23 protein-coding genes are annotated in these 25,807 nt (G+C 40.6%); 7 read left to right on the forward strand and 16 right to left on the reverse strand.

What is annotated here, in order from left to right; genetic code table 11:
- Positions 1-10 precede the first annotated feature (10 nt).
- From ACED20_RS11355 to ACED20_RS11375, 5 genes are all read right to left on the reverse strand, one after another.
- On the reverse strand, positions 11-421 hold the full coding sequence (locus tag ACED20_RS11355) for an Rrf2 family transcriptional regulator (RefSeq protein WP_294267478.1): 411 nt from the start codon (positions 419-421) through the stop codon (positions 11-13).
- A gap of 60 nt (positions 422-481) precedes the next feature.
- Positions 482-1,948: a serine hydrolase gene (locus ACED20_RS11360; RefSeq protein WP_378104650.1), complete on the reverse strand. Its 1,467-nt coding sequence runs from the start codon at positions 1,946-1,948 to the stop codon at positions 482-484.
- Positions 1,949-2,034: 86 nt separating this feature from the next.
- Complete coding sequence (locus ACED20_RS11365) at positions 2,035-2,610, reverse strand: helix-turn-helix domain-containing protein (protein WP_294199054.1); 576 nt, start codon at positions 2,608-2,610, stop codon at positions 2,035-2,037.
- 36 nt (positions 2,611-2,646) lie between these two features.
- Entirely contained in the window at positions 2,647-3,597 is a 951-nt protein-coding gene (locus tag ACED20_RS11370; protein ID WP_294199053.1) for a hypothetical protein, read from the reverse strand.
- Between the two features lie 151 nt (positions 3,598-3,748).
- Positions 3,749-4,186, reverse strand: coding sequence for an FKBP-type peptidyl-prolyl cis-trans isomerase (locus ACED20_RS11375; RefSeq protein ID WP_363315457.1), 438 nt, complete (start codon positions 4,184-4,186; stop codon positions 3,749-3,751).
- 219 nt (positions 4,187-4,405) lie between these two features.
- Between ACED20_RS11375 and ACED20_RS11380 the strand changes: the two genes are divergently transcribed.
- Positions 4,406-5,407 carry a catalase gene (locus tag ACED20_RS11380; RefSeq protein WP_294291625.1) on the forward strand — a complete coding sequence of 334 codons (1,002 nt, stop codon included), beginning with the start codon at positions 4,406-4,408 and terminating at the stop codon, positions 5,405-5,407.
- A 135-nt stretch (positions 5,408-5,542) separates the two neighbouring features.
- Here ACED20_RS11380 and ACED20_RS11385 read toward each other — a convergent pair whose 3' ends face one another.
- The 7 genes from ACED20_RS11385 to ACED20_RS11415 form a co-directional block, all read right to left on the reverse strand.
- A complete protein-coding gene (locus tag ACED20_RS11385) occupies positions 5,543-6,562 on the reverse strand; it encodes a TerC/Alx family metal homeostasis membrane protein (protein WP_378104654.1) in 1,020 nt (339 codons plus the stop codon).
- A gap of 188 nt (positions 6,563-6,750) precedes the next feature.
- Entirely contained in the window at positions 6,751-7,362 is a 612-nt protein-coding gene (locus tag ACED20_RS11390; protein WP_294291620.1) for a TerD family protein, read from the reverse strand.
- 56 nt (positions 7,363-7,418) lie between these two features.
- Positions 7,419-8,369: a hypothetical protein gene (locus tag ACED20_RS11395; protein ID WP_294226585.1), complete on the reverse strand. Its 951-nt coding sequence runs from the start codon at positions 8,367-8,369 to the stop codon at positions 7,419-7,421.
- A 13-nt stretch (positions 8,370-8,382) separates the two neighbouring features.
- Entirely contained in the window at positions 8,383-9,555 is a 1,173-nt protein-coding gene (locus ACED20_RS11400) for a toxic anion resistance protein (RefSeq protein ID WP_294199047.1), read from the reverse strand.
- Positions 9,556-9,561: 6 nt separating this feature from the next.
- Positions 9,562-10,116 (reverse strand): TerD family protein, encoded by a 555-nt coding sequence (locus ACED20_RS11405; protein WP_294291619.1) that lies wholly within the window; start codon positions 10,114-10,116, stop codon positions 9,562-9,564.
- Positions 10,106-10,930, reverse strand: coding sequence for a phosphoribosyltransferase family protein (locus ACED20_RS11410; RefSeq protein WP_294291616.1), 825 nt, complete (start codon positions 10,928-10,930; stop codon positions 10,106-10,108). Before ACED20_RS11410 ends, ACED20_RS11405 begins: the two co-directional genes overlap by 11 nt.
- Before the next feature lie 2 nt (positions 10,931-10,932).
- Positions 10,933-11,610, reverse strand: coding sequence for an HAD family hydrolase (locus tag ACED20_RS11415; RefSeq protein WP_345767287.1), 678 nt, complete (start codon positions 11,608-11,610; stop codon positions 10,933-10,935).
- A gap of 346 nt (positions 11,611-11,956) precedes the next feature.
- Here ACED20_RS11415 and ACED20_RS11420 point away from each other — a divergent pair, with 346 nt between their 5' ends.
- Positions 11,957-12,892, forward strand: a complete 936-nt coding sequence (locus tag ACED20_RS11420) for a LamG-like jellyroll fold domain-containing protein (RefSeq protein WP_294199044.1) — start codon at positions 11,957-11,959, stop codon at positions 12,890-12,892.
- Between the two features lie 449 nt (positions 12,893-13,341).
- Positions 13,342-15,408 (forward strand): elongation factor G, encoded by a 2,067-nt coding sequence (gene fusA, locus ACED20_RS11425; RefSeq protein WP_294291613.1) that lies wholly within the window; start codon positions 13,342-13,344, stop codon positions 15,406-15,408.
- A 239-nt stretch (positions 15,409-15,647) separates the two neighbouring features.
- Here fusA and ACED20_RS11430 read toward each other — a convergent pair whose 3' ends face one another.
- On the reverse strand, positions 15,648-17,186 hold the full coding sequence (locus ACED20_RS11430) for a SulP family inorganic anion transporter (protein WP_378104662.1): 1,539 nt from the start codon (positions 17,184-17,186) through the stop codon (positions 15,648-15,650).
- A gap of 707 nt (positions 17,187-17,893) precedes the next feature.
- On the opposite strand from ACED20_RS11430, the gene ACED20_RS11435 reads away from it, so the two are divergent.
- From ACED20_RS11435 to ACED20_RS11445, 3 genes are all read left to right on the forward strand, one after another.
- Complete coding sequence (locus tag ACED20_RS11435) at positions 17,894-18,310, forward strand: transposase (protein WP_294199041.1); 417 nt, start codon at positions 17,894-17,896, stop codon at positions 18,308-18,310.
- A 12-nt stretch (positions 18,311-18,322) separates the two neighbouring features.
- Positions 18,323-18,670 carry a helix-turn-helix domain-containing protein gene (locus ACED20_RS11440; protein ID WP_294199040.1) on the forward strand — a complete coding sequence of 116 codons (348 nt, stop codon included), beginning with the start codon at positions 18,323-18,325 and terminating at the stop codon, positions 18,668-18,670.
- 929 nt (positions 18,671-19,599) lie between these two features.
- Positions 19,600-19,794: a hypothetical protein gene (locus ACED20_RS11445; RefSeq protein WP_294236530.1), complete on the forward strand. Its 195-nt coding sequence runs from the start codon at positions 19,600-19,602 to the stop codon at positions 19,792-19,794.
- A 914-nt stretch (positions 19,795-20,708) separates the two neighbouring features.
- Here ACED20_RS11445 and ACED20_RS11450 read toward each other — a convergent pair.
- The gene (locus tag ACED20_RS11450; RefSeq protein WP_345767283.1) at positions 20,709-21,347 is read right to left on the reverse strand and encodes a hypothetical protein; all 639 of its coding nucleotides are present in this window, start codon (positions 21,345-21,347) and stop codon (positions 20,709-20,711) included.
- A gap of 720 nt (positions 21,348-22,067) precedes the next feature.
- Positions 22,068-23,585, reverse strand: a complete 1,518-nt coding sequence (locus ACED20_RS11455; protein ID WP_294236526.1) for a TROVE domain-containing protein — start codon at positions 23,583-23,585, stop codon at positions 22,068-22,070.
- A 296-nt stretch (positions 23,586-23,881) separates the two neighbouring features.
- Between ACED20_RS11455 and ACED20_RS11460 the strand changes: the two genes are divergently transcribed.
- The gene (locus ACED20_RS11460) at positions 23,882-24,328 is read left to right on the forward strand and encodes a VOC family protein (RefSeq protein WP_345767282.1); all 447 of its coding nucleotides are present in this window, start codon (positions 23,882-23,884) and stop codon (positions 24,326-24,328) included.
- A gap of 289 nt (positions 24,329-24,617) precedes the next feature.
- Here the strand turns inward: ACED20_RS11460 and ACED20_RS11465 are convergent, their stop codons facing one another.
- Positions 24,618-25,169 carry a 3'-5' exonuclease gene (locus ACED20_RS11465; RefSeq protein WP_345767281.1) on the reverse strand — a complete coding sequence of 184 codons (552 nt, stop codon included), beginning with the start codon at positions 25,167-25,169 and terminating at the stop codon, positions 24,618-24,620.
- Positions 25,170-25,807: the final 638 nt, after the last annotated feature.

The following is a 25,807-nucleotide window of genomic DNA, read 5'->3' on the forward strand; positions in this document are numbered from 1 at the left end:
TTAAAAAATTTTACCTGAACTGATCACAAAACGCTTGCAAGGATTTGTCGCCCAAAAAATTTAACACCAGCTGATCGGTTTCAGAAAATAAAGCTTTCAAATGATCGTTGATCTCTTTTCCAACGGGACATGCCGGATTTGGATTGCTGTTTTTTTTACCCAGCACTTCCGTATTTTTTACCGCCAGATAAATTTCGGAAATGCTGATTTCCTTTGCATTTCTGGCCAGTTGAGTCCCTCCTTCCTTACCCTGCCGGCTGACAATCAGTCCCGCTTCTCTCAACACGACCAATTCTTTACGGACCATTACCGGATTGATATTGATGCTCCCCGCTATCCATTCTGAGGTGAGCCAATCCTGCGGACTTTCCGCCAATAAGGTCATGATATGTACTGCCGTGGCAAATCTTGTATTGTTCATGATAATGATAAGGTAAAGTTAAACAATTTTTTTAATGTAACAAACTTTATTACAATTAAATCATTCCGTCTCGATTCTTACCAGTTTTTTCCCGGCTTCACCCAGGTACTGATCAATCAGCGGTTCGTATATTTTATACCCGTCATCCCCATTGGTAAAAATTACCAGCCCCTGTTTTGTTTCCGGCAACATGACCATCAAGGTATTTACCCCTTTATCCATACCACCGTGCGAAAGAGCTATTCTTCCGCCTCCCAGGTCATATATTTCAAAACCAAGCCCGAAATATTTATCTTTCTTGGTTTTAACCTGTCCGGTTTTCATTTCTTCAAAAACTTCTTTTGACAGCAGACCGTTGTTCATCAAAGCGATCAGAAACCGGCTGTAATCCTCTACGGAGGTGGTAAGATCATCCGCAGCGTTTGGCCGGCTGTTTTTCACAATATCATAAGGCTTACCGATCCTGTCATAACCGGTAACGATTCTTTCCGCATCTTTTTTTTCATTCCAGATATAGCTCGTATCGTTCATGCCTAAAGGCTGGAAAACCAGTTCTTGCGCCAGTTCTTCCAGGCTTTTATGGAATTTTCTTTCGATAGCTTTACGCAAATATTCATAGCCTTCGCCTGAATACTGGTATTTCGATCCGGGATCAAACCCGAAGCTCAGCCGGCGATCCGGTTTCTGCCACCTCCAGTTCGGAAAACCGGTCTGATGGCTCAAAATGATTCTGGTTGTCAATTTCTTATGTCTCGGATCTTCGGCAATATCGGGATCGATCCAGTATCTATCCAGCGGTTCGTCGAGGTTCCATTTTCCCTGGCTTACCAGACGTAAAACCGTGAGTGCGGTTACCGGTTTGGTCAGGGAAGCTACATTAAAAAGACTGTTGTACGGTGCTGTAGTTTTCCCGTCAAGGGTTCCGTAAACTTTTACCTGGGTTAATTTTCCGTTTTCGATAACCCCTAATCCTAACGTCGGAATATGGTTGTCTTTCAGTAACTGTTCAACAGGATCTGTCATTACGTTATGATTCGGCTCTCCGTGATCATAACTCAGTACATCGCTCATGATCCAGTTTCCATTTTCCTTTATCCAGACCGTTGTGAACTTTGCCCTGCCGCCTAAAACATCTTCTTTATTGGGTTCGCGGATATAAAACTGATGTTCGCCGGACTGTATTGCTCCGTACAATTTTCCATCGCTATACATAGGAAAAAGGTTAAGGCTGCCCGGAACCACTTTGCGGATCGGCTTTTTAAGAGGATCGGCACAGATATTTTCCCTGGTTCTTTCCAGAAACAATTTCTTATCCTGAAAGCCGCCTTTATCATGATAAAATTTCAGATTGCTATCTACCGTCTTTTCCAGATATGTCATATCACAGTTGTTAAATCCTCTTTCGAAAAATACGCTGTCCTGCTTTTTCAATTCTAAAAATAAGTCTGAATTCTTATCGATCTGAGCATCTATACTTGCCGAAAAAAATAATAAGATTATCACGTATGGGAAGAATCTGCTAGCCATTGTCTAATTTTTTGACAAAGATTCGGAATTATTGAATCTCACTCAAAAATAGAACCCGACAAAAACCCGACAATCGTACGACGTTTTTATAAAATACTGAAATTCAACTTATAGTAAAGTCTTCCTTTTCTATCAATTTCATAAGTGTTTCTCAGTATGATGTACATATTTATCAGTACGAGCAGAACCATAACAGCTAAAACAGCAGAATTTCCCGGTCTGAAAAGTACAATTATCATAAAAATTACAGGAGAAATAATGGCTAAAAATAGCTGAAGGGAAATGATCTGTCTGACGATCTGAGATTTTTCTTTTGTAAAAATCATAATCAGTAAAGGTGGAAGAATATTGGCTACCGGAAACCACGCAAGAGGAAGTGATGAAAGGTTGATAAGCTTAACCAAAGTTAAATTAACAGGGTCTTCTTTTTCCGTTATTTCAGGAATTTCTTCAGCTTCAATCTCTTTTGGGGATGGAATTTCAGGAATCCGCAAATCGCTTTCAGGAACATCCAGACTCAGTGCGAGTGTCTTCAAAGTATATCCTTTAGGCTGTACACCGGCTTCGATCCGTTGAATAGTCCTCACAGAAAGTCCTGACTTTTCAGCCAGCTCTTCCTGAGTAAGATTTCTGAGTTCCCTTATTTTTTTTAATTCCGACATAAAGTATCAAACGGATACAAATGTACATTTTCAGAATTATAAAATCAATTTATCCAGATCCAGAAGCAGATAATTGATATTCTGATTGATCGTTCTGGTAGCCGATTGCATCTGATTGAGCATTGCGGCTCGGTTATGAAGGTCCTGCGATCGGTAAAAACCTCCATCACTGAAAATAACCGACTGATCAGCCTTTTGTCTGTCGTCATCAAACTGGTAATGCAACCAGCGTTCTTTCATGCTGGAAATAATGGACTGTTTTTCTTTGTTTGAAAATCTTTTTTCTGTGTACATGTACCAGATAAACGGGGGAAAATTCGGTGATTCGAGCCTTTCTCTCCAAATGTCTCTCAGCAGGTTTCTCTGATGGATAAATTCTACTTTTCTTCCTTTAGGATTAAGGGTGGCCAGTCCGAAACCTGCTCCCAAGGCTCCCCCACCGATGTCGATCGCACTGCTCCAGGTATCATTTTTTACAATTCCACCGGCAATTGAAGCAGCGGCTCCCGCTACAATGGAGTAGAGAATAAGCTTATTGTTTTTGGAATCGTTCAGGTTGTCCACATAGTTTCCGATCTGTGCTACCCTTTCCCCTTCGCAGTCGAATTCAGCGGCCACGGCGTCCAGCTCCGTTAAGGCAATCGTTATTTTGCTGTTGATCTTCGTTTTCAGCTGCAATACTTTTACCTGCGACTGTAAGGAAGTATCTTTTTTGAGTTCCATAATTTCATGGACCTCATCAAGATTATCCAGCGCATTGAGAATCAGTATGCTTTGGTCGGAGAAGTTTCCCTTCAGCTCTTTATTGGCCTCAATAATGGAATCCGAATTATAGGAAGGCAGTTTATTCTTGTAGTTATATTTAAAGGGTGCTTTGCAATAGCTGTCTCTGAGCGTCAGGATATTCTGCTTTATGGCCTGGTTCTTCTTTGAGACACATGAACCCAACAGGCACAGGACGGGTAAAAAGTAAAACAGTTTTTTCATATTGTATTTCTTTAGCTTACTGAAGAAATGAACGGATCGTCATCTTTATGCTTACATGAAATGCTTCTGACAAAGCCAAATACTAAGATACACAAATAAAAAAAATTTACCCGGAGTTCGGGTAAATTTTTAAGCTATTTTTAAGGAAAACTTATTTGATGTCCAACAATTCCACTTCAAAAACCAAAGTAGAATTAGGCCCGATTTCCTTGCTGATCTGCTGGTCTCCGTACGCGAGGTGCGGCGGAATGATCAGTCTCCATTTGCTTCCTACCGGCATCAGCTGAAGGGCTTCCGTCCAGCCTTTGATGACTTTATTTAAAGGAAATGAAGCCGGTGTTCCTCGTTTTACCGAGCTGTCGAACACTTTTCCGGTAATGGTGGTTCCGTGGTAGTGGCATTTTACCGTAGATCTCGGTCCGGGTTTCGGTCCGTCGCCTTCGGTGATGATCTCATACTGCAAACCGCTCGGCAGTTCCACAACACTTTCTCTTTTGCCGTATTCCGCCATATATTCCTGGCCGTCTTTCAGGTTTTTCTCTGCCTGCTCCTTTTTACGTTTGAATAACATATCTGCTACGCCCATAATTGTTTTTTTACAAAGATAGGATTTTAAGGCGGGATGGTGGAAACCGCACCAGGGAAGTTTTATTCACCATCAAAATAAAAGGAACCTACAAATGATTCTTTACTTTTTAACTTTCTGATAATCAAATTATAAATTTCCTGCGCGGAAAGTTCAGATATGCTTAATACTGTATTAACACATTTCCGGAAAGTTGGCTTTATAATTGGACTTAAAAACTAAATGCCAAGCCCATTACGATATAATAAAAGATTCGATAAGCTGACTGACGAGGAAAAGCAGCTCCTTGAAATCAACAAAAAAAGCATTGCCGATTTTGTAGAGCAGTCATCTTCCGTAAGTGACGTTCACTATGCAACCCGAAATGCTCATGCCAAGACGTATGCGGTTGCGAAGGGAGAATTTATCATCGAACATGATATACCTGAAAAATTGCAGCCTTTTTTCGACAAAGGAAAATATGATCTTACCCTACGATTTTCGAATGCACATCCGAAGATCATTAAAGGTAAAAAAGATATTCCCGCTTATGGTTTTGCCGTAAAGGTAAAAGATGAAAACGGGATATTGCTGGCGAATTTCCCTTTGGTGAATTTCCCACTGTTCCCGATTAATTCAGTAAGTACATTTCTGAAATTATTTACTTCGGTAAACCGGTTTTTTATCAAGAAATGGAGCTCTTTCTCTTTGCTCATGCAGATCATTAAAGTAATTCCTTCCACATTTACAGGATCATTTATAAAGAACATCTTCAAACTCTGGAGGAAACGGAACGATTTTTTTCTTTCTTTCGAATATCATTCCGTAGGCGTGTACCGTTTGGGAGATTACATGATGAAAATTAAATTGAAGCCCCAATCCGTTCCTAAAAATTTCGGAAAACGGCTGAAAGTGAAAGATGCTATTGAAGCTTATTTAAATACAGAAAATTTCACAGCTGATGTCATGATCCAGCTTTGTTATGACCTGAAAGACCAACCCGTCAATCAGCTGAATGTAGAGTGGAAAAAATCACCTTTCGTTAAGATCGGAGAAATAAAAATGAATAAAAACAGCCTTCTCGATCCGTATGCCTGTGAAAATGAAATGCTTTCCTTTAATCCTTTTGAAAGCAAGATCTTTTTCCAGCCGGTCGGAAAACTGCAGAAGCTTCGCGAGGATGCGTATAAGGTTTCCATGCAGACCAGGCTGAAAATGAATAAGCTGCTGAAATATAATAAGTGATGGTGAATTTTGCTTTGCAAGTGAATGGTCAATTAAAAACTGATATAAAATTGACAAGCGAAGCGAATTGACTTTTCACAATAAAAAAGGCTCTACCAACGGTAAAGCCTTTTTGTTCTTTCAATTAATCTAAAATTAGTCTTCAAGTTCTTCTTTTTCCTCTTTTTTATCCGGGAAAATCAATGAGAGAATTACCGAGATGACCAAAACCCCGCCTACGATTCCCAAAGATACCGGAGATGGAATATGGATCCATGGCGCAATCAGCATTTTTACCCCGATGAAGGTCAGGATCACAGCCAGACCGTAAGGCAGCTTGCTGAACATATGGATGAAGTTCGCCAACAGGAAATACAGCGATCTCAACCCTAAGATCGCGAAAATATTCGACGTGTACAGGATAAACGGATCATTGGAGATGGCAAAGATCGCCGGGATGGAATCTACCGCGAAAAGCACATCGGTGAATTCGATAACGGCTACAACCACCAAAAGCGGCGTGGCCATTTTTATTCCGTTCTGAACGGTGAAGAATTTATCGCCGACATAATTATCGGAGACTTTCCAGAATCTTTTGATCAATCTTGCCCCCGCGGTGTTGCTGTAGTCTTCATCTTCGTCGTCATCGCCGCCGCCCCAGGATTTGATTCCCGCATACACCAGAAAGAACCCGAACAGAGCCATTACGATGTTGATTTTCACAGGATGTCCGAAAATATTCATTTCCGGCAGGTAAGTGAGATCAATCAAACCGACTCCTGCAAAAATGAAAATAGCCCTGAAAATCAATGCCCCGATAATCCCCCAGAACAGTACTTTATGGTGAAGGTACTTCGGAACCTTAAAGAATCCGAAAACCAGGATAAAGACGAACAGGTTATCTACCGAAAGCGCCTTCTCGATCCAGTAGGCCGCCTGGTATTGGGTAAATTTCTCCACGGCCACTTCATGGCTGCCGGGTCCCAGATCCGAGTTATACACCCAATAGACAACTCCGGAAAATATCATGGACAGCGAGATCCATACAATTGACCAGATCGTGGCTTCTTTGGAAGAAACCTCATGACTTTTTTTGTTGAAAACCCCCAAGTCGAGGAGCAACATGATAACCACCGTTACCGCGAATCCCCAAACCAGACCGGGATGAAGATCCAAAATGCTATTATTTTGTCCCACTTTTTACTCTATGTTGTTATATGATAAAAGCAATAGCTGTATGAAAACAGATATTGCCATTAATTAATTTTTTAAGATTCAACAGGTTTTAAATTTTGGCTAAAGCCTGATTGCAAATCATCATTTATGAACGGGCTAAAGCCCGCTCCTATTGATCTCCGTTTCTCCTACAAGTATTTCTGTTTTACCGTTTCTATGGTTTCCTGTAATTTTCTATCGGCTGTCGGATCTCCGATCGCGTTAAATTTCCATTCCCCGTTTCTTTTATAGAAAACCCCCATTACCATAGCGACGTGACCTTTGAAAGAGGCATCGTTTGCAATGTCGTATTTGGCGAAAACTTCCCTAACGTTGGTTGGTGTTCCTTCATAGATCCTGATGGAAGCAAAAGGAATCGTACCGAAATCCTGGCCTTTGTAGCTGTTCAGCACCAATGCCACGTGTTCTACATTAGCATCCAGATTGCTGAAATCTATGGTAATTACTTCATTATCCAGTCCGTCGTTGCCGTTAACATCTCCCGTTAAGTCGTCGCCGCTGTGTCTTACAGCTCCGTTTTTAGACTTCAGGTTTCCGAAATAAATAATTTCAGTAGCATTTTTGTTAGCATCATATAAAATACAGCTTCCGTCCAGGTCCACTGCCTCTCTGGTAACGCCTCCGAAAAATCCTTTTTTCTCGATTGCCCCCCAGTTGATTCCCACACAAGCCTGTGAAAGCGTGGTTCCGTTTTCCTTGGTAAGGTTTATCCTCTGACCTTTTTGTAAGTTAATAGCCATCTTTTTATGTTTAGTTTGTTAATTTGTTTTTTGCAAAGCGTTAGTTTGATCCGCTTTTAATTATTATTTAAATTTAAATTCAGCATCGCGCGGAGGATATTGGTTTCCTCATTGATGTCGAACATTTTGCTCATGATGTCGGTATTTTCCAGATTTTTAAGATAATCTTTCAGCACGTTCATCACCTGCTCCGGCAGTATTTTTTTCCTTTCGTTCATGGTTTCTTCCAGCTGCTCGTTTTTCCTTTTGAGCTGATAAACAATGGTTCCCCGGTTCGATTCATTGGGTGAGGTATCCAGTTTCTCCAGCTTTTTAGCCTCGATCAGATACATTTTCCGGCCTTCGATATCAAATATGAAATAATCATCAGACTGAAAAATCCTGAAGAGTTCATACTCGTTAACCGAGATTGCATAGCCACAGACAAAACGAACTTTAAAATTCTGAATATTGAGTCGTCCCAGCAGCTTTCTTTCGATCCGGTACTCCTGATACTGATAGGCCGGAAAGTTTCCGGATTTCAGCAGTTCTTCATCAACATCCTGTCTGTAGAACTCAGCAGCATATTTTTTGTGAAAATACATCACCTTATCCCAGTTCAGCCGGAATTTATCTTCCGTAAGATCATTGTAGAGGTTTTTCAGATGGTCTGAAAAAATACCGCTGTACATTTTGCGGTCGGTTTCAAAACCGTCTGCCTGTTTTTCCTCGAATCCGGAGATATACTTATTGTTGACCTCCATTTCGTTGATCACCGCCAGCATATCATTTTCCTTCTGCCTTTTGATCTTCGTCAGAAGCTCGATCAGGCTGTCGGTAAACTGAAGGTGAAAAAGCTCAAGTTTGCTGTAATCCAGCCCTTTGTTTTCCTGAAAAAGATTGTGGATAATATCCGTCTTGATGTAGATGGAAATGATATCGACATTTTCAAAAAAATTCGCGAGAAGCTTAAGTTTCGTTAATCTTCTCTTGCTTTGGGACATGATATTTACGGCATCTTCATTCACCTTGCTGCTGCGATTATCCTCTTACGTTGGCTTTCAGTTCGTGTTCCAGGGTCATCAGATCCTGGTCGAGCTTTCTTCGTCCTTCGGCACCCTGCTTCTGGATCTGTTTTACTTCGTTCAAAGTATTGATCAGTTTCGATGTTGTTTCTCTTAAAACATCTACCGAAACGATGGTCTGCTCGTTGGCTCTTGCAACATTTACAGAGTTCTGGCCCAAACGCTCCGCATTTTTCCTAAGAATGTCTTCTGTGGTTGCTGAAACTTTCTGCTGGATCTCAATGCTCTGCTGTTGCCTGTACATAGCCACAGCCAATGAAAGCTGGTTCTTCCAGAGCGGCAGTGTCGTCGTAAGGATCGTCTGTGCTTTTTCGGCAATCGAAACGTTGTTGTTCTGCACCAACCTGATCTGCGGAAGCGACTGCATCATAATGAGGCGTACCACTTTAAGATCCGCCAACCTACGGTCCAGTCGTGCAATAAAATCTCTTTTATCGGCAATCTGGTAATCCTGAAATTCCTGCGGATTTGCTTCCATGTGGGCCAGTTCGGCTCCGGCTTTTTCCATTCTCAGGTTACCGATGATTACCAGCTCTTCAATCTGTTTGATCGCATTTACGTTGCTTTCGAAAATCGTCTGCAGAACAGCATTATCCTTGGTGGATGTAATGATTCCTGCATTCACTTTATAAGCAATCTGATCGATATTGTTGATAATCTTATCATATTTGGCAAATAAATTCTCGATCTGAGTCATCACGCCTTTCATGAAAGGCAGCTTGCTTAAGAAACTCTTGAATTTATTCTGGTTTAATTCTTCAACATCCACATAGTTCAGCTCGACCAACAAATTATTGATCAGCTCTCCAACTTCCCCGGAGTTGGATCTTCTTACATTCCCTAAGAAGCTGTCACTCTGGTTGGAAAGTGTCCTCTGAAGATCTGCCCCGAAGTTTACGATGGATCCAGGATTGGTCTCATCGATAGAATCCGCCAGGGTTTCATATTTCCGGCGTTCTTCCGATTGCAGCTGGGTAAGGTTTACGTTTCCTTCCCGGTCTACCAGAGGAGCCGGCGGCGTACTTGGTGCTGCCATGCCTGGCGGTGGTGCCATCGGCGTCGGTTCGAACGTTTTTAAAGGCTCGATGGATCCAAGCGGATCTATGGGTTGATTTTCCTGATTGTCCATGGTAAATTATTGATAGATTGCTACAAATTTTTCAAGGCCCTCTCTCTGTCCGGAACCTACGGCTTCAAACTTCCATTCCCCGTTTCTGTTGTAGATCCTTCCGAATTCCACTGCGGTTTCAATGGAGAAGTCTTCATCCAGTTCGTATTTCAGGATTTCCTCGTTCGTATCGGTATTAAAGATCCTGATGAATGAGTTTCTTACCTGCCCGAAGTTCTGTCTTCTGGAATCGGCCTCATGGATCGTTACTACAACGGTGATTTCCTTTACGGCAGGATCAATTTTAGTTAAATCGATTTTAATCTGCTCATCGTCCCCGTTTCCGTCTCCTGTTAAATTATCACCGGAGTGGATCACTGCTTTGTCCGGAGATTCCAGGTTGTTATAAAAGATAAAGTGGTTATCGGAAACCAGCTTCTTGTTTTCGCCTAACAAAAATAAGGAGGCATCGAGATCAAAAGCCGTTCCCGTTGATGTATTGTTGGTATCCCATCCTAAACCTACGGTAAATTTCGGTGCATTTATATTTTCTCTCTGTCCTTTTTGTAAGTTAATAGCCATAATATAATTCGGTTTGTGTTAAAGTGTTTATATTGTTTTCGTATTCTTTTATTAAATGATAATTGTTGCTGATGGCCAATTCCAGGAGATGATCCATCTGCTCTTTCTTTACTTTAGACGTAAGATAGTCAAAATTACCTGAATCGAGGCCTAAAATATATTTTACGATCCTTGTATTGAACTGAAAGGTGGGCCTTATCATTACATTCGCTATATGTTCCACATTTTTCACCGCATAGTAATTGAAATAGTTTTCAATTTTGGGATCCAGGTCGAAATTCATCAGCTCTGCATAATACATAAATAAAAAATCGGCTTCCACCTTGTATTCATCAAGAATTTTGTTCACGGTAAACTCATGGCTTCCCGTAATTTTAATATCATCTATAAAAATACAAAGTTTTCCCCGAAGAAAATCTTTATCCAGGTAATAAGTATCGTTGGCAATTAAATTTTTACGGTCTTCGAAGCTTAAATTCCCATAATCCGTCGTGTAGGTATGATTCCTGTTGATTTTGGAAAGGATGCTTGATTTTTTCCCTTTTTGAAACAGATAGAAATCCAGCCGTTTTTTAAAATAAAAACACAGGAAATTGGAAGCAGTAGGAATTGCCATATACGGGCTTGGCAATACCACAATATCTTGATCGGTATCTAAAATATCTTCGTGCCCGGAAATAAATCCATCAAACAGTTCTTTTGCAAATTTTTCGGCGTAGGCCTTATCGCCATACTTGAAAAAGCTGTATTCTTCTGGCGAGAAAGTGAACTCGTCCGCCGAATGGATGTGGTGTAAGCTGTATCTCTTGTTCATAATTACATTTTGTGGGTGATTAAATGAGCGTTGAAACCGAAATCTTTCGCGCCTTTGTAATCGGCTATGGGATTGTCGCCGATGTGGAGAACCTGCCTGGGATCCAGCTCGGGGTTTTTAATTAAATTTTTAACTTCCTGAAAGATCTTCGCATCCGGTTTGGAACAGTTGATCTCATCAGAGTAAATATGGAAATCGATATACTGATCGAGATTTTCATTGATTAGAAACTTCCTCATCGTTCTGCCTTTGATGAATCCTGTATTGCTGAGGATATTAATGGTTTTCCCCCGGCTTTTAATCTCGTCGAAAAACTGATGCAGGTTTTCAAAAATCACAACCGGTTTATATTCCAGAAAGAGGTCTTCACTTTTCCGGTAAAACGCATTCAGCTGATCTTTATGAATTGTTTTTAAGTCTATTCCAAGCGCATGTAAAATCAACAGATATATTTCAAAGGTATCTACATTTCCTCCGATTAATTCATTAATGGAATTGCAGAGATCATCATAATACTTCACCACTTTTACCACTTCATCCACCGGTTTTTCAATCTCAAAAAACGAAGCGAACAGCTCCACTCTTTTTGCTTTAAATTCAGGGTGAGATTTTATCAGGGTAAGCCACAGATCAAAAGAAAAATGGGAGTGACCGCGGATGTCTATATCTGTTTTCAACATGTTACAAGTTAAAATTCATTTAGCTTTTCCTGAAAAAGACCAATCGATTCATGCTTTTTCATCATCAGTTTAAACGAATTGTTCCAATTCTCTCCAAAGATAGAATTTTCTTACTTATCCTGTTTTTTTTTAAGAATATTTAAGACATCAGACATTTAAAAATTTATCAATATCAAATGACTTATCATAAATTTAACAATATCAATTATTCAAAATACAACGCATTTAAATAATTATTATCTTAAATAAAGACATTAAAATTATTTAAATCACATAAATAATACCACAACCAATCTATTTTTATTATTTTTATTTATATATTTGAATTGTTAAATTAAATAAATCTATGAAAAAAATCTATCTGTTAGCCTGTGCCCTTATAGCAGGAGTTTCCCAGGCACAAACACCTGCTTATGTTCCCGCCTCGGGATTGGTTGCGTGGTGGGGGTTCAGCGGGAATGCCAACGACTCGAGCGGTAACAATAACAACCTTACGGTAAACGGAGCTACGCTTACGGCCGACCGGTACGGAAATGCCAATGCGGCCTATTCTTTCGACGGGACCAGCAGCTACCTCATGAATAGCGCATTATCCTATAGCTTTTCTCAGTCGGGAGCCCACTCTATTTCGTTCTGGATCAACCGAACATCAACTTCAGACGGGGTTGCGCTGATGAGCGGGTCCAATGCTTCTTCCAATTTCATCTGGCTGATCCAGTCGGATACTTCTAAAATCGTTTATGGGACCAATAAGCAGGGAGCTTCCTGGACATGGGCTACTGGCACAACTTATACTACCGGACAGTGGAGTCACTATGTGGCAGTATATAGCAACCAGAGCATGAAACTTTACAGAAACGGCGTACTGGTAGCAAGCAATACCAATTCTTACACCGGAACAACTCAGACCGCTTTGCCGATCTACATCGGAAAAGCCATCAGCGGAGGATACATTGCGGCCAGTATAGATGATGTAGGGATCTGGAACAGAGCCCTTACTACTGGAGAGATCAATCAGCTTTACAGCTCCACCCTTTCAACCAAGGAGGTAAAAACACAATCGGTTTCAGGCAGTATCGCTCCTAATCCGGCAAAAGATTATATCGAATTTCACGCACCTGTAAAAGGATCAAAAGCCTATTCCATCACCGATATGAATGGAAGACTTTTATCCAAAGGGCAGGTTGCTGACAAGGAAAGGATCAATGTATCTTCACTTTCCAGAGGAACGTATTTTGTAGAAATTGAAGGCGTGAAGACTTTGAAATTCATTAAGGAATAAGTCTGACAATCAATACATTTTGCCGTCCTGTTCTGCAGGGCGGTTTTATTTTTTTCAATCGCCAGTAATGACAGCTATAAAAAAATTACAAATTATCTTTTGATTTTTTAAAATTTTTGCTAATTTCGCAACCGGTTAACAATCAACAATGTCAACAAAAATGATAAATATAATCACTTTAAGCAACCCTATCAGAGCAGTGTACTTTGGTAGCGCTGAATATTTATCTGAATAACGATCGACCTTTACAAAAAATATAACGAAGGCCTGTCTGTTCAGATAGGTCTTTTTGCTACCCTACTTTCAGCATTCATCATTGGAAAGGCTGCCTGAAATTTTAACGGAAAGACAGAGTTTTTATTCTTATGGATTATCCTGTAAGAACACGGAATTCCTATGTTTACCCGTTAACTGCAGCAAAACAAAATCAACAATTTAAATAAAACAACATGAAATACAATACACGAAATATAGGGATTATAGCACACGTCGACGCCGGAAAAACAACCTTAACCGAACGGTTGCTTTATTATACGGGAATGATCCATAAAATCGGGAATGTAGACGAGGGAAATACGACTATGGATAAAGACATCCAGGAGAAAAACCGCGGCATCACCATTTCTTCCGCTGCCATTTCCACGCAATGGAAAAAAGACGGGCAGGTTTTCCAGATCAACATTATTGATACACCGGGACACATTGATTTTGCTGTAGAGGTTGAACGGTCGCTGAGGGTTCTGGACAGCGTCATAGCTGTATTCTGTGCTTCTTCGGGTGTTCAGCCGCAAACGGAAAACGTCTGGTTCCAGGCGGAAAAACATGGAATCTCCAAAATCTGTTTTATCAATAAAATGGACAGGACCGGAGCGGATTTCTTTGCCGTAGCTGACGAAATCAGGACCAAACTGAATGCCGTTCCCCTGATTTTACAGATTCCGATCGGCTCAGAAGACCGTTTTGAAGGGGTTATCGACCTGATCGAACAGAAAGCTTTATACTGGGCTGATGAAAACGGGGAAACAATTGTGGAACAGGAGATTCCTGAAGATTACCGGGCTGAGGCAAATGAATTCAGGCTGAAATTAATGGAAACCCTGGCAGAATATGACGAAGCATTTTTCGAGGCTTTCATGGAAGCAGAAAACGGGATTTCGGAAGGTCTGATTTTAAATGCTACCACAAGAACCTGCCAGTCAGGAAGCCTGGTTCCCGTTTTGTGCGGTTCGGCTTTCAGGAACAAGGGGGTCCAGCCATTGCTGGATGCTGTCGTATCTTATCTTCCGGCTCCGGATCAGCTGCCTCCGGTAAAAGCAAAAAATGCCGGAACAGAAGAATCTTTAGAACTGGAAAGAAAAGAAGAAGAAAGTTTCTCCGGACTGGTTTTCAAAGTGGTCATTGATAAGCACATGGGAAAACTGGCCATGCTGAGAATCTATTCAGGAAGCATCCAATCCGGTGATGCGGTACAAAATGTAAGAACGGGTGAACATTTCCGGATCTCCAGGATCCTGCAGATGCAGTCGGACAAAACCTTAACGGTAGAAGCCGGGAAAGCCGGTGACATTGTGGCCTTAACCGGGATTAAAGATGCGAAAACGGGAGATTCCCTATCTTCTTTGGAACGTCCGGTGCAGCTTGAATCCATTACGATTCCGGCCCCGGTGATCCGTGTTTCGATCGAGCCGAAAACGAATGCCGATGAAAAATCGTTCGGTCTGGTGCTGGCGAAAATTCAGGAAGAGGATCCGTCTCTGGTGGTAGAACGCGACCACCAGACAGGAGAAACTTTGCTAAGCGGATTAGGTGAGCTGCATCTTGAAGTGACATTGGAAAAAATCCGCCTGAACCATGGGATCGAGATCAATCAGGGTAAACCAAAAGTTTCCTATCGTGAGATTTTAACGGAAACACGAAAACACCGTGAAAAGTTTTCCAAACAGAATGGCGGAAGCGGGCAGTTTGCCGATATTATGTTTGAGATCGGACCACGGGAAAACAGTGAACCCGGCCTGGAATTCATCAACCAGATTAAAGGCGGTGCTATTCCGGGTGAATTTATCCCGTCTGTAGAGAAGGGATTCCGGGAAGCCATGGAAAACGGACCGATCAGCGGGAATCCACTGGAAAGCATGAAGATTACATTGCTGGACGGATCGGCGCACAGCAACGATTCTCATGCTCAGGATTTTGAAATTGCTGCCAGAGACGGTTTCAGAGCTATCGGATTATCCTGTAAGCCGAAACTAATGGAACCCATCATGCAGGTTGAAATCCAGACCATTGAAGATTATACTGGCGTTGTAACGGCGGATCTCAACAAACGAAGGGGAATTATCACTTCGATTGATGAGAAATCAGGAAGAAAAATCTTTACGGCAGAAGTTCCTCTGTCTTCTACCTTCGGCTATATTTCCGACCTGAGAACTCTGGCAAGCGGAAGGGCTTCCATCAGCATGAAATTGTCGCACTACGCGTTGGTGCCTGACTATATTGCGAATACTTTATTAACATGAAAAGCAAGGGCTGTCAATATATTTGGCGGTCCTTGTCGGGTTTTATAGGGTGAATTATTAATGGTGAATTTTTCCTATGGATATATAGATCAATATAGGTATTTGCACTCTATTTTAAATGGAGTTGGTAAGTTTAGGCTAAAGCCGATTAATCATTATTATTCCGTAGATGACTAAAGTCCACTTCTATTAATGGAATTTTTGTGACGTACTATGATCAATTTTTAGCATACAGCTTACTACTTTTCCGGCATCACCTTGTAGGTGGGATCCTCCTGAATATTCACGTCAATAACAGCTTCGGCGTTTTTCAGCATTTTCCGGCAGTCTTCACTAAGGTGTTTCAAGTGAAGTTCTTTGCTGTACTGAGCATATCGTTTGGACAATTTATCCAGCGCATCGATCGCACTCATATCGACAATCCGGCTTTCCCTGAAATCGATTACCACTCGCTCCGGATCATGAACCGGATCAAATTTATCGGTAAAAGCAGTTACGGAACCGAAGAATAACGGCCCGAAAATTTCGTAATGCTTAACGCCTTTATCATCTATATGTTTTCTGGCGCGAATCCTTTTAGCGTTATCCCAGGCAAAAACCAAGGCAGAAATTACTACGCCTACTAAAACGGCCAGTGCCAGGTTATGCAAAACAACAGTAACCAGCGCAACCGTCATTCCTACAAAAATATCAGATTTCGGCATTTTATTGATAATGCTGATGGAAACCCACTGAAAAGTACTGACAGCCACCATCATCATGACTCCTACCAAGGCGGCCATCGGAATCTTTTCGATAAATGGAGCACCTACCAGAATGATGATCAGAATGGTGATGGAAGCAATTATTCCGGAAAGCCTTGCTCTTGAACCTGCATTTAAATTCACCAGGGTCTGGGCAACCATCGCACAGCCTCCCATTCCGCCAAAAAAACCGTTGGTAATGTTCGCCAGTCCCTGTGCTACCGATTCTTTATTCGCATTTCCTTTGGAATTGGTAATTTCATCGACCATCGATAGGGTTAAGAGCGATTCAATCAGCCCGACCCCGGCCATAATCAGGGCATATGGGAAGATGATCTGTAAGCTTTCCAGAGAAAAGGGAATTCCGGGAATATGGAAATCAGGAAGGCTCCCGCTAATGCTGGCAATGTCGGATACCGTTTTGGTTGGGATACCGAATCCGGCAACTGCAGCAAAAATGATTATAATAGCGACAAGAGAAGCCGGAACGGCCTTGGTTATTTTCGGAAAGAAATACACAATGGCGATCGTAAGCGCTACCAGTCCTGCCATAATATATAAAGGGGTACCCTGCAGCCAGCCCACAGTTCCATTTGCCCCGGTAAACTTAAATTGCTCGACCTGCGCCATGAAGATAATAACCGCTAAACCGTTCAGAAAACCATACATGACAGGCTGCGGAATAAGACGGACAAATTTTCCCCATTTAAAGATCCCGACCATCATCTGGAAAATACCCGCCAGAATAACGGTGGCAAAAAGGTATTCTACGCCGTGGGTTTTGATCAGGGCAATCAGCACAACAACAGTTGCGCCTGCTCCACCGGATACCATTCCCGGGCGCCCGCCAAAAACAGCGGTCACCAGCCCCATCATAAAAGCCGCATACAATCCCGTAAGGGGAGAAAGCCCGGCCAGAATAGCAAATGATAGCGATTCGGGAATCATGGTCATAGCCACCGTAAGGCCTGCCAGCAATTCGTTTTTATAATTATTTTTTTTAGAGAAATCGAATAAAGCGATGGAATTTTTCATGCGCTGCAAAGGTAGCGGTAAGATTCGTTCCGTACAATTTTTTTATACTTCAGGCTTCGGGAGCATTTCATTTTCATCATATTTGTCAAGACAACTCATATCTTCTGATGAAAAATATCAATTTAAAAAATTTTGCCGGTAACTTTTCAAATCTTTCTGATACTAATTGTGTGTGAAGATAGGCTCAGACGGACAGTCTTAGGGAAAGATTAAAAATTTGCTAAGCAAACGTTATGACACCACATTTTTTTCACTAAATATGGATTATTTTATATCATTTTTAATGTTTTTTTAAGTTTAGCTAAATTTTAGGCTTATTTTTTTCGGTAAAATATATAATTTTTTCTATATTTGACTTTGTAAGAAACATAGTGCACGGAAAAAATTTTAAGAAGCATATATTATTGTCCATACTTTAAAAAAGTTGGAAAGTATGTTTTAGGGCAAAAATTAATGATGGATAGGAAAGGAAAGCCGTATTATTGCCAGAATAATAGAGTAACATGCAAATTTCTTTATGATTTAAAAGGCAGATTGTACCTCATCGGTATTTTTAGCAAACTAAAAATCTGATTTTATCGTATTTATTTACACTTCATAATTTTCCATCAACCTTTTTTAAGCGAACTAAAAAGAAATTATTGAAAATAATATAACCTTGCGGTTAATCGAAAATTGTTTATAACACCTAGATTTATTAATACATAATGTTGTACAAAGAAATACATATCGGAAAGTTTATTAAAGAAAGAGTTAATGAACTGGAATTGAGCTCAGAAAGAGTATGCAGCTTCCTGAAAAAAGATGAAGAAGCCGTTGAAAAAATGTATGAAAGCAAATCTATAGATACAGATCTTCTGTTGAGATGCTCAAAATTACTGGAATATGATTTTTTCAGGATATACAGTTCCCACCTGATCCTTTATTCGCCTCCTTCTGCGGTAGATAAGACTAAAAATCCGAAATCCGATAAGATTCCTTATTTCAGGAAGAATATTTATACTCAGGAGATTAAGGATTTCATTATCGGGAAGATTCAGTCCGGAGAAATGACACACAGCGAAATTATCGACGAATATTCCATTCCCAAAAGTACGTTGCACCGTTGGCTTCAAAAAATTTAAATCCTGAAAAAAATGATGCGCCCTAATTACACAAAAATTTACCAAGACATGCTGAAAGAAAGGGATCCCGAAAAACTGGAGGATCCTAAGGTACAGCGGCTTATAAAAAACCTGAAAACAACGGAAGATATCCTGAAGTTTAATGATCTGGTTTTTGAATCGTCAAAAGAAAGTTTGCGAAACAACCAGAAGCTGAAGACGTATGATAAAAAAACCATGCTGAAGCTGCTTCAGTACCAGGAGAAACATGGCCTCTCTACGAATTTTATGTCTAAGAAATATAAAATAAGCAGAACAACCATTGCCAAATGGAAGAAGACCTTTGAGGAAGAGTATCAAAAAATAACTTCCAAAAAATAACTCCGGGTTCTGCACCCTGAAATAAAAAATCCGGTGAATATTTAATTCACCGGATTTTTTTGTAAAGGTAATACACGGGTAAAGAAAAAGCGGGGCATCGTTCTGCCGGAGTCGAACCGGATAGCCTTGCAGGAATAATCTGCTGCGCTATTCCTCCCCTTTCAATGGTAACGAAGGATCTTTTCCCTACGACACTTTACATTAAAACAACAAGGCAATTATCAAAAAGCATATATACGTGCCCTAACCAGCTGAGCTACTTTTCCTATCTGGATTTGTGTTTTACATGGTGGAAAAGGCGGGACTTGAACCCGCGACCCCGTCGTGATGAGCGAAGTAACGCTATTCTACGACACTTGTTTATTTTATACAGATCAGGTAAAAAGCGGAAAAGGGATGCTCTTTTCAGAGCGCCGCTCTTACCCTTTTCGGGCAGTGAGCCGGCAATTCTACATCTGCGGGAGACTTGCGCTTTCTTACGAAAACTTTTGCCTGGTTGGTTTTCAACCCAACTTCACCGGTTCGGTCGCCCGAATGACGCTACCTTAGGGCCGTTATATTTACGAAGTACCCTTTTTCTACGACACTTATCTGTAACTTTTTTTATTAAAAGAGGCAAAAGATGAGAAAACCCTTTACATAAACCCATTAAGGTTTATTCTGGAGTGGAACCAACATCATAAGATTAACCGAAGTAAGTTTTCTCTAACGGCACTCTTGGTTTCTATCGGGGTAATTTGCCATACAGACACTTACGGCTTACGTCCTGCTCTTTAGACGACTGTTTTTCACAGGCAGGATCTGAACCTGCATCTTAAGCCTGGAACGAAGTATTTCTGTACTACGACACCCGATATGATTTTATATTAAAAAAGAGGCAAAAAGCGAAAAAGCAGACATGCACCTGATCCCTACTTTTATTCGGGAAATTGCACCTGTTCATAGATTCTGAGGTCTATATTTTATCCGAAGTAAGCCTTTCCTACGGCACTCTTTTGTTTTTAAATCAAGGTAACCCTGTTAGATCTTCCGTTCATCTGCTCTACCGGCTGAGCTACATCCCGTTTACCACAGGAATGGCAGGAATCGAACCTGCGAACCAATGTTTAAGTATCGAAGTATGATTCTGAAACGATACCTGATTTTATTTTTATACTATTTTAAAAATTACAAGGCAAACAATGATAAAAGCGGTCTTTAAATCAGCCTAGCCACTCAGCCACACCTTCCGGCAAAAGGATTTGAACCTCTGTAAAAAATGAAGTAGCTCTTATCTACGGCACCTGTAAGTTATTTAAACCGAGCAATCTTCAGAAAGCGTTTTTAGTTCAATGAAAGTCGAAGGAACCCTTTCTAACGGCATCGGTTGTTTTTGAGTTTTTATGATTATTGTATTTTCTTTTTGCAAAATATAGCTTAAGTGCGCATTATTTTTACGCAGTTAAAATTATTTTAAAAAAAACCAAGTAACAGTTTATAAGAGTTTGGTTATCTATTCAAATGTTAAGTATGACGATGGATCTCTTACGGTAACGACATTGGTTGTTTAAACCGGGGATGCAGCGAAAAGACTCTGGTTCAAGTGGAAATCGAAGGAATTCTTTTCTTACGGCACCGGTTAGTTTTTTAAGCAAGGTAAAAAACAGACAGAGACTTATCGGCAGAGCGATACCCTTACGCCATTCCTTAAAGAAAACAGGATTCGAACCTGTATTGCTGCCCCCTGAAGTAACTCTGTTTTACGACACTTGTTTTTTAAGTTTTCATGGTTGTTGTCATTTGTTGAAGCAAAATTATATGGTTAATGCGCATTGTTTTTACGCAGTTGAAATTTATTTGTTCGTTTTGCCTTGAAGCAAAAGAACCAAAAATTCAAGACTTGGAAACTCCTGCTAAAAATCGACTGTACGCTCTAAAAATTCTAAACTTGCGCGAATTAGGTGTCTATTCTCTGTTTTTAGTTTTGTGTCGCGCTTCGGACAGTAGAATTTTCTTAACGTTCGCACAGCCTATTTTCTTAACGCCTGCATTTCCCAGGTCAGTTTATTTCATTGATACCCATCAGCAGTGCTGAAATTTCATCTGCGCTATCGACATTCATTTTTTTCAAAATAGCAGTAATTCTATTTTTAAAATGTATCTGGTATTGTTTTACTTTTTGAAACTCATTTTTTAATTCGGCTTCATCAACTTCGAAAATTGGTTCAATATCTTTAATTTCTTTTAAGTCTACATCAGAATAATCTGAAAACTGAACTTTCCCTTTTTGCTTCCTGTAAAAAATCCAGGGATGCCCGATCCACATTTCTGACCAATCAGATGTTTTATTATCAAATATTTTTTGCCATTCCCGTATATTCTCCATATTTCCACAACATTGCGGTTCAATGCGTATTTTATTATTTCCAGTCATAACAATTCCTCCATCAAAAGCAGCACACCAATTCTCAGCCTTTTCTAAAATCATTTCCAGGTTTTCATCATCAATTGTTTCAATATCAACCAAATCGGAATTTTCACCAATGACTTTAAAATTACAGTTTAATGCAGAAGCCACTTCTTTCCATTTTCTAAACCACTCCTCAGGATCCGGATAATCTGAAATTTCAGGCAGCTCATGGTTTTCTCCGGCGTATTGTAAAGGATTAATTTCTATTGCATTAATAAGCTTTATCATGATTACAATGCTTTATTTCCATCTATATGCGAATGATATTTCGAATCTTATTCATTTTTTTGCTTATAATTAATTTGTTATTGTCTTGATGCTTATTTAATTTGAAAATAACGAACTTATCAATTCAAAAAATTTTATCCATCCCAGGACCGGAATCAATATAACAGCTCCGATGAGCAGGTAAAATCCTATTGTGCTGATGAAACTGTTTTTATTCTCGGTATAGCTTCCTTTTGTCTTTGTTTTTCTTTTAAAATCGGGAATGTGTTTTGTCTTCTTAAAACTATCAGCTTCAAGTTCTTTAATGATGTTCAAAGTATACAACGGAAGCTTATTTTTATCTCCCCGGAATACAATAGATCTTTGAGAATAGCACTTCCTGAATTGCTTAATGAGCTTCGGTAGAAAGATCCTGTTCGATTTTGTAAAAATGAGTTGCCATTTATTTTATGATTTTAATAGAAATGAAGCAGCGATAGATCGTTCACTTTGCCTTGAAACAAAAGAACCAGAAATTCAAAACTTGCGTGGATTTACTATTTGTTCTCTGTTTCTACTTTTGGATCTTTCATAGCCCCGATTGCAACGGCATCCTTTTTTGGTAAGGCTTTTGCTTGGGCGGAAAAGATACAGTGGAAAGCGGGATCAGGCTCCTGATCAAATCAATTCTTCAAATCATTCATTATTTATAACTTATAACTAATTTAAAAACAGTGCCTGTTACAGCACCACTTTTTTAATCATTTCTACTGCCGATTTCCGGTCTTCCAGGGCATTCAGAACATCAAATATTTTGTCTGACCAGCCTGCGATCAGGTAAACATCATTTTTTCTGACATCCAACGGCTGCCTTCCGTAACCTGCCAGGTCGAAAATATATAGTTTGGCTTCCGGATGAAATCTCTTATATTGATTCCAGGAATCTTCAAAAGAATTCCGGGTTCCGTTGCTGTTCCAGAGTTGGGTATCGGTAAACAGCATGACTTTATCTATTTTTTCCCCTCTGTTCAACAGGTCTTCGATCACCAGGTAACCGTTGGTGGAATATCCTACTTCACCTTCCCTTTTATAGAATTCATCCACGTTTCTCAGGATTCCGTTTTTAGGCATCGTAACCCTTTTCCAGGTATCACCGAACATTCCTGAGATGACGTTTTTACACTGCGACTGCAGCATCATCGACATCAGCAGGCCAATGTCATACAGCAATACTTTGGATTTCGGGGAAACCGGCTGCTGCATGGAACCCGATACGTCGGCCGCAATGACCACGGAAGTATCAAAACCGAAGCCTCTGATGTTCTTTGCACTCACCGTTACTGCATCTTCCAGCGCTTCCAGGACAGAAGACAGGTAAGGGGAACCGATAGTTTTCAGCTCACGGTAGGCTGCCAGAAACCTGAACGGCAGCTGCTTTGAATTTCTTACGGCTTTTTCATCCGACAGATACCTGCAAACTTTTTCCATCGCCTGAGAAGAGACACCGGCTTCCAGAATATTCCTCAGGTTTCTCAGTGTCGCCATATAGCCCAGCTTGTTGCTGAAGATCAATTCTTCCCATTTGTCTTTGAAAGCTGTTTTTCTTTCCGCTTCATCAGCAAATTTTGTCTGACCGAGTACGGAAAGCTCCACTTCCCAGGTGTAAGGCGTTTCCAGGGAATCGTTTACGATTTTGTTGAAAACAGTCTGCTGGTTTTCATCTTTTGCTTTAGGGTGAACGAGGAATAGGGCGTCTTTCAGAGTGACTTCCGCTTTTCTGTTATATTTGGCAAACTGGTATTCGTCAAACTTGTTAAAGGATTTCACCAGGCCTTTCTGGATCTGTTTTGAAAGCCGGTTGAGCTTTTTCAGATCGGTTCTTTCATTGGCCATCTGGTAATACGCCAGCAATTCGGTGATTTCATCCGCTCTCTGGATGACGCCGTCAACGGTCCTGCTTACCAGGTCGGTACCGGAAGCCTGCTTCGCCAATTCGGTCGTTAATACCAAGGGCACCGAACGCAGATACATTTCTTTTCTTGCATACACAGCCAGTTTGGCTACGAATTCCGGATCGTTTTTCTGAATCAGAGCCTGGATTCTCGCCAGTCTTTCATTTCCCTTTTCATAGGTTGCGTTGGATAATCCTGTTGTTACAACAGTACTGTATAGTTCTTCCGCAGGAGTCATCGTATATGCTTTTGCACCTTCGTAGCTCATCACTGCTTTATTCTCTTTTCTCAAAAAATTAAATTTCATGGTTACTGTTTTTTATTTTTAAACATTACAGAGGATTATCGTTTCCTCTCTGATTTCTGATGCAAAGTAAGGGGCCATTTGCGCAATCTTTTTGCGCAGTTTATTTTTTTGTGAAAAAGTTTTATTTTTTTTTTAAACAATACCGACACTACTCTTTCCAACAATAACACCAATGAATTAAGGAACCGGCGTAAACAAAGAATACAATTTTTCTATCATCCATTTTATATAAAGGAATCGAGGATTGAAAATTTTTGTAAATGCATTCTATAGCTTTGTGCCTTAAAATGAAAACTATGATTAAAGGATTATATGAAACCCATATTCAGGTAAGCGATCTGGAAAGGGCAATTGCATTTTATACAGAAATTTTAGGGTTGGAACTTGCGCACCGGGATGAAACCCGACCAATCGCTTTCCTCTGGATCGGGAAGAACAAAGAATCGATGCTGGGCTTATGGGAGCAGAAAGAGAATTTGCAGACCCGACATTTTGCTTTTACCGCCGACAAAGAAGATATCCTGAATTACTCTGTTGGATTTCTGAAAAGTAAAAATCTAAAATCTTACAATTTTCTGAAAGACGGAAGTGAGAAACCGATGGTTTTTGCCTGGATGCCTGCTCTGGCGATTTATTTTAATGATCCGGACGGCAATCAGCTGGAATTTATATCTATTCTGGAAGGTGAAGGGCGGCCGGAACTTGGAGTGGTTTCTTATAAAGATTGGGTGGAGAAATGCTAAGCTTTCAGCAAGAGTTCTTTAATCATTTCTAAAAAAGGACGGATTCACTGCCTTGTTTCTCCGAAAACAATATGTTATCCTACAGGTTAAATGTTTTCACCCTTTCAGGGTTCGAATCCTCTGGTTGTTGATGACATCGGGCTACACCGATGCTGATGTAAACCGCCCTTTCAGGGCTGGTCCTAGCTTCCTCTCTTTTGTTTTTATTGAAAAGTAAAAAAACTCCCTTAAAAAAGAGAGTGATGTCGGTATATTTACATTATTGCTACACGGTTACATTGGCCCATTGTTAATATTGTCTCAGGCACCAATGCAAAATTTTCGCAATATTTTTGGCATCATCCACGCCTCTGTGGTGTGTGCCTTCAAGCTTAAGATTCAACGCGCCCAGAGCTCTTGCCATGCCGACACTTTTACGGACGATTGGGTGCAGTTCCCCGAACAAGGTTTTCACATTGATGTGGTCATCGCTCAGCGGATAATCCACATTGAATCTCCGGGCCTGGCTCTGAAGCATGTTCAGGTCGTAGTTTCCATAGCTTGCCCAGGTCAGGTTTTCGGAATCGTATTCCGCTCTCAGGATATCCAGGGCATCTTCCAGTAAAATACCTTCGTCATCGAGCATATGCTGGGTTATGGAAGTCAGTTCCGTACAGAACGGGCTGACTTTTGAAAATTGAGGCTTTACCAAAATGCCTTCGCTGCGTGAAACCTTACCGGTTGCGGCATCCATAAGGCATACCCCGATTTCGATGATTTCACTTTCCTGACCTCTCGGCGGCCGGTCGTTCCAGCACGTTGCCTCAAGGTCTATAATTAATATGTTGTCTGTTGTTTTCATTTGTTTAAAATTTGATTGTTTAGCTGGAAGATGGATGATGGAAGCGGGATGTTCGTGTGTGTTAAAACTTCCCGTTTTCATATCCTAGTTCCTCCAGATGGATTGGCTGGAAGATGGATGATGGAAGCGGGATGTTCGTGTGTGTTAAAACTTCCCGTTTTCATATCCTAGTTCCTCCAGATGGATTGGCTGGAAGATGGATGATGGAAGCGGGATGTTCGTGTGTGTTAAAACTTCCCGTTTTCATATCCTAGTTCCTCCAGATGGATTGGCTGGAAGATGGATGATGGAAGCGGGATGTTCGTGTGTGTTAAAACTTCCCGTTTTCATATCCTAGTTCCTCCAGATTGATTGGCTGGATGATGGGTGATGGAAGCTGGATGCTTGAGTATGCTACAGAACTTCCAGGTTACCATAGCCAGATTCAGCTAGATTATTTGTTGAAACTGGAAGCCAAGCTGATGGATGAATGATTACTGTGAAAATCCGGTTTTTAAACCAAATATCCATACTGAATATCACGTAAAAGGATGAGTGGGATAAATTGAATACTGTAAAAACTTCCAGTATCTAACGCCTTACTTTCCTTTGCTGTTGAAGACTGGACTTCATTCCACACTGCTATAACTTCCAGCATC

This window comes from Chryseobacterium sp. sg2396, from assembly GCF_042610505.1.
Taxonomy (GTDB): Bacteria; Bacteroidota; Bacteroidia; order Flavobacteriales; family Weeksellaceae; genus Chryseobacterium.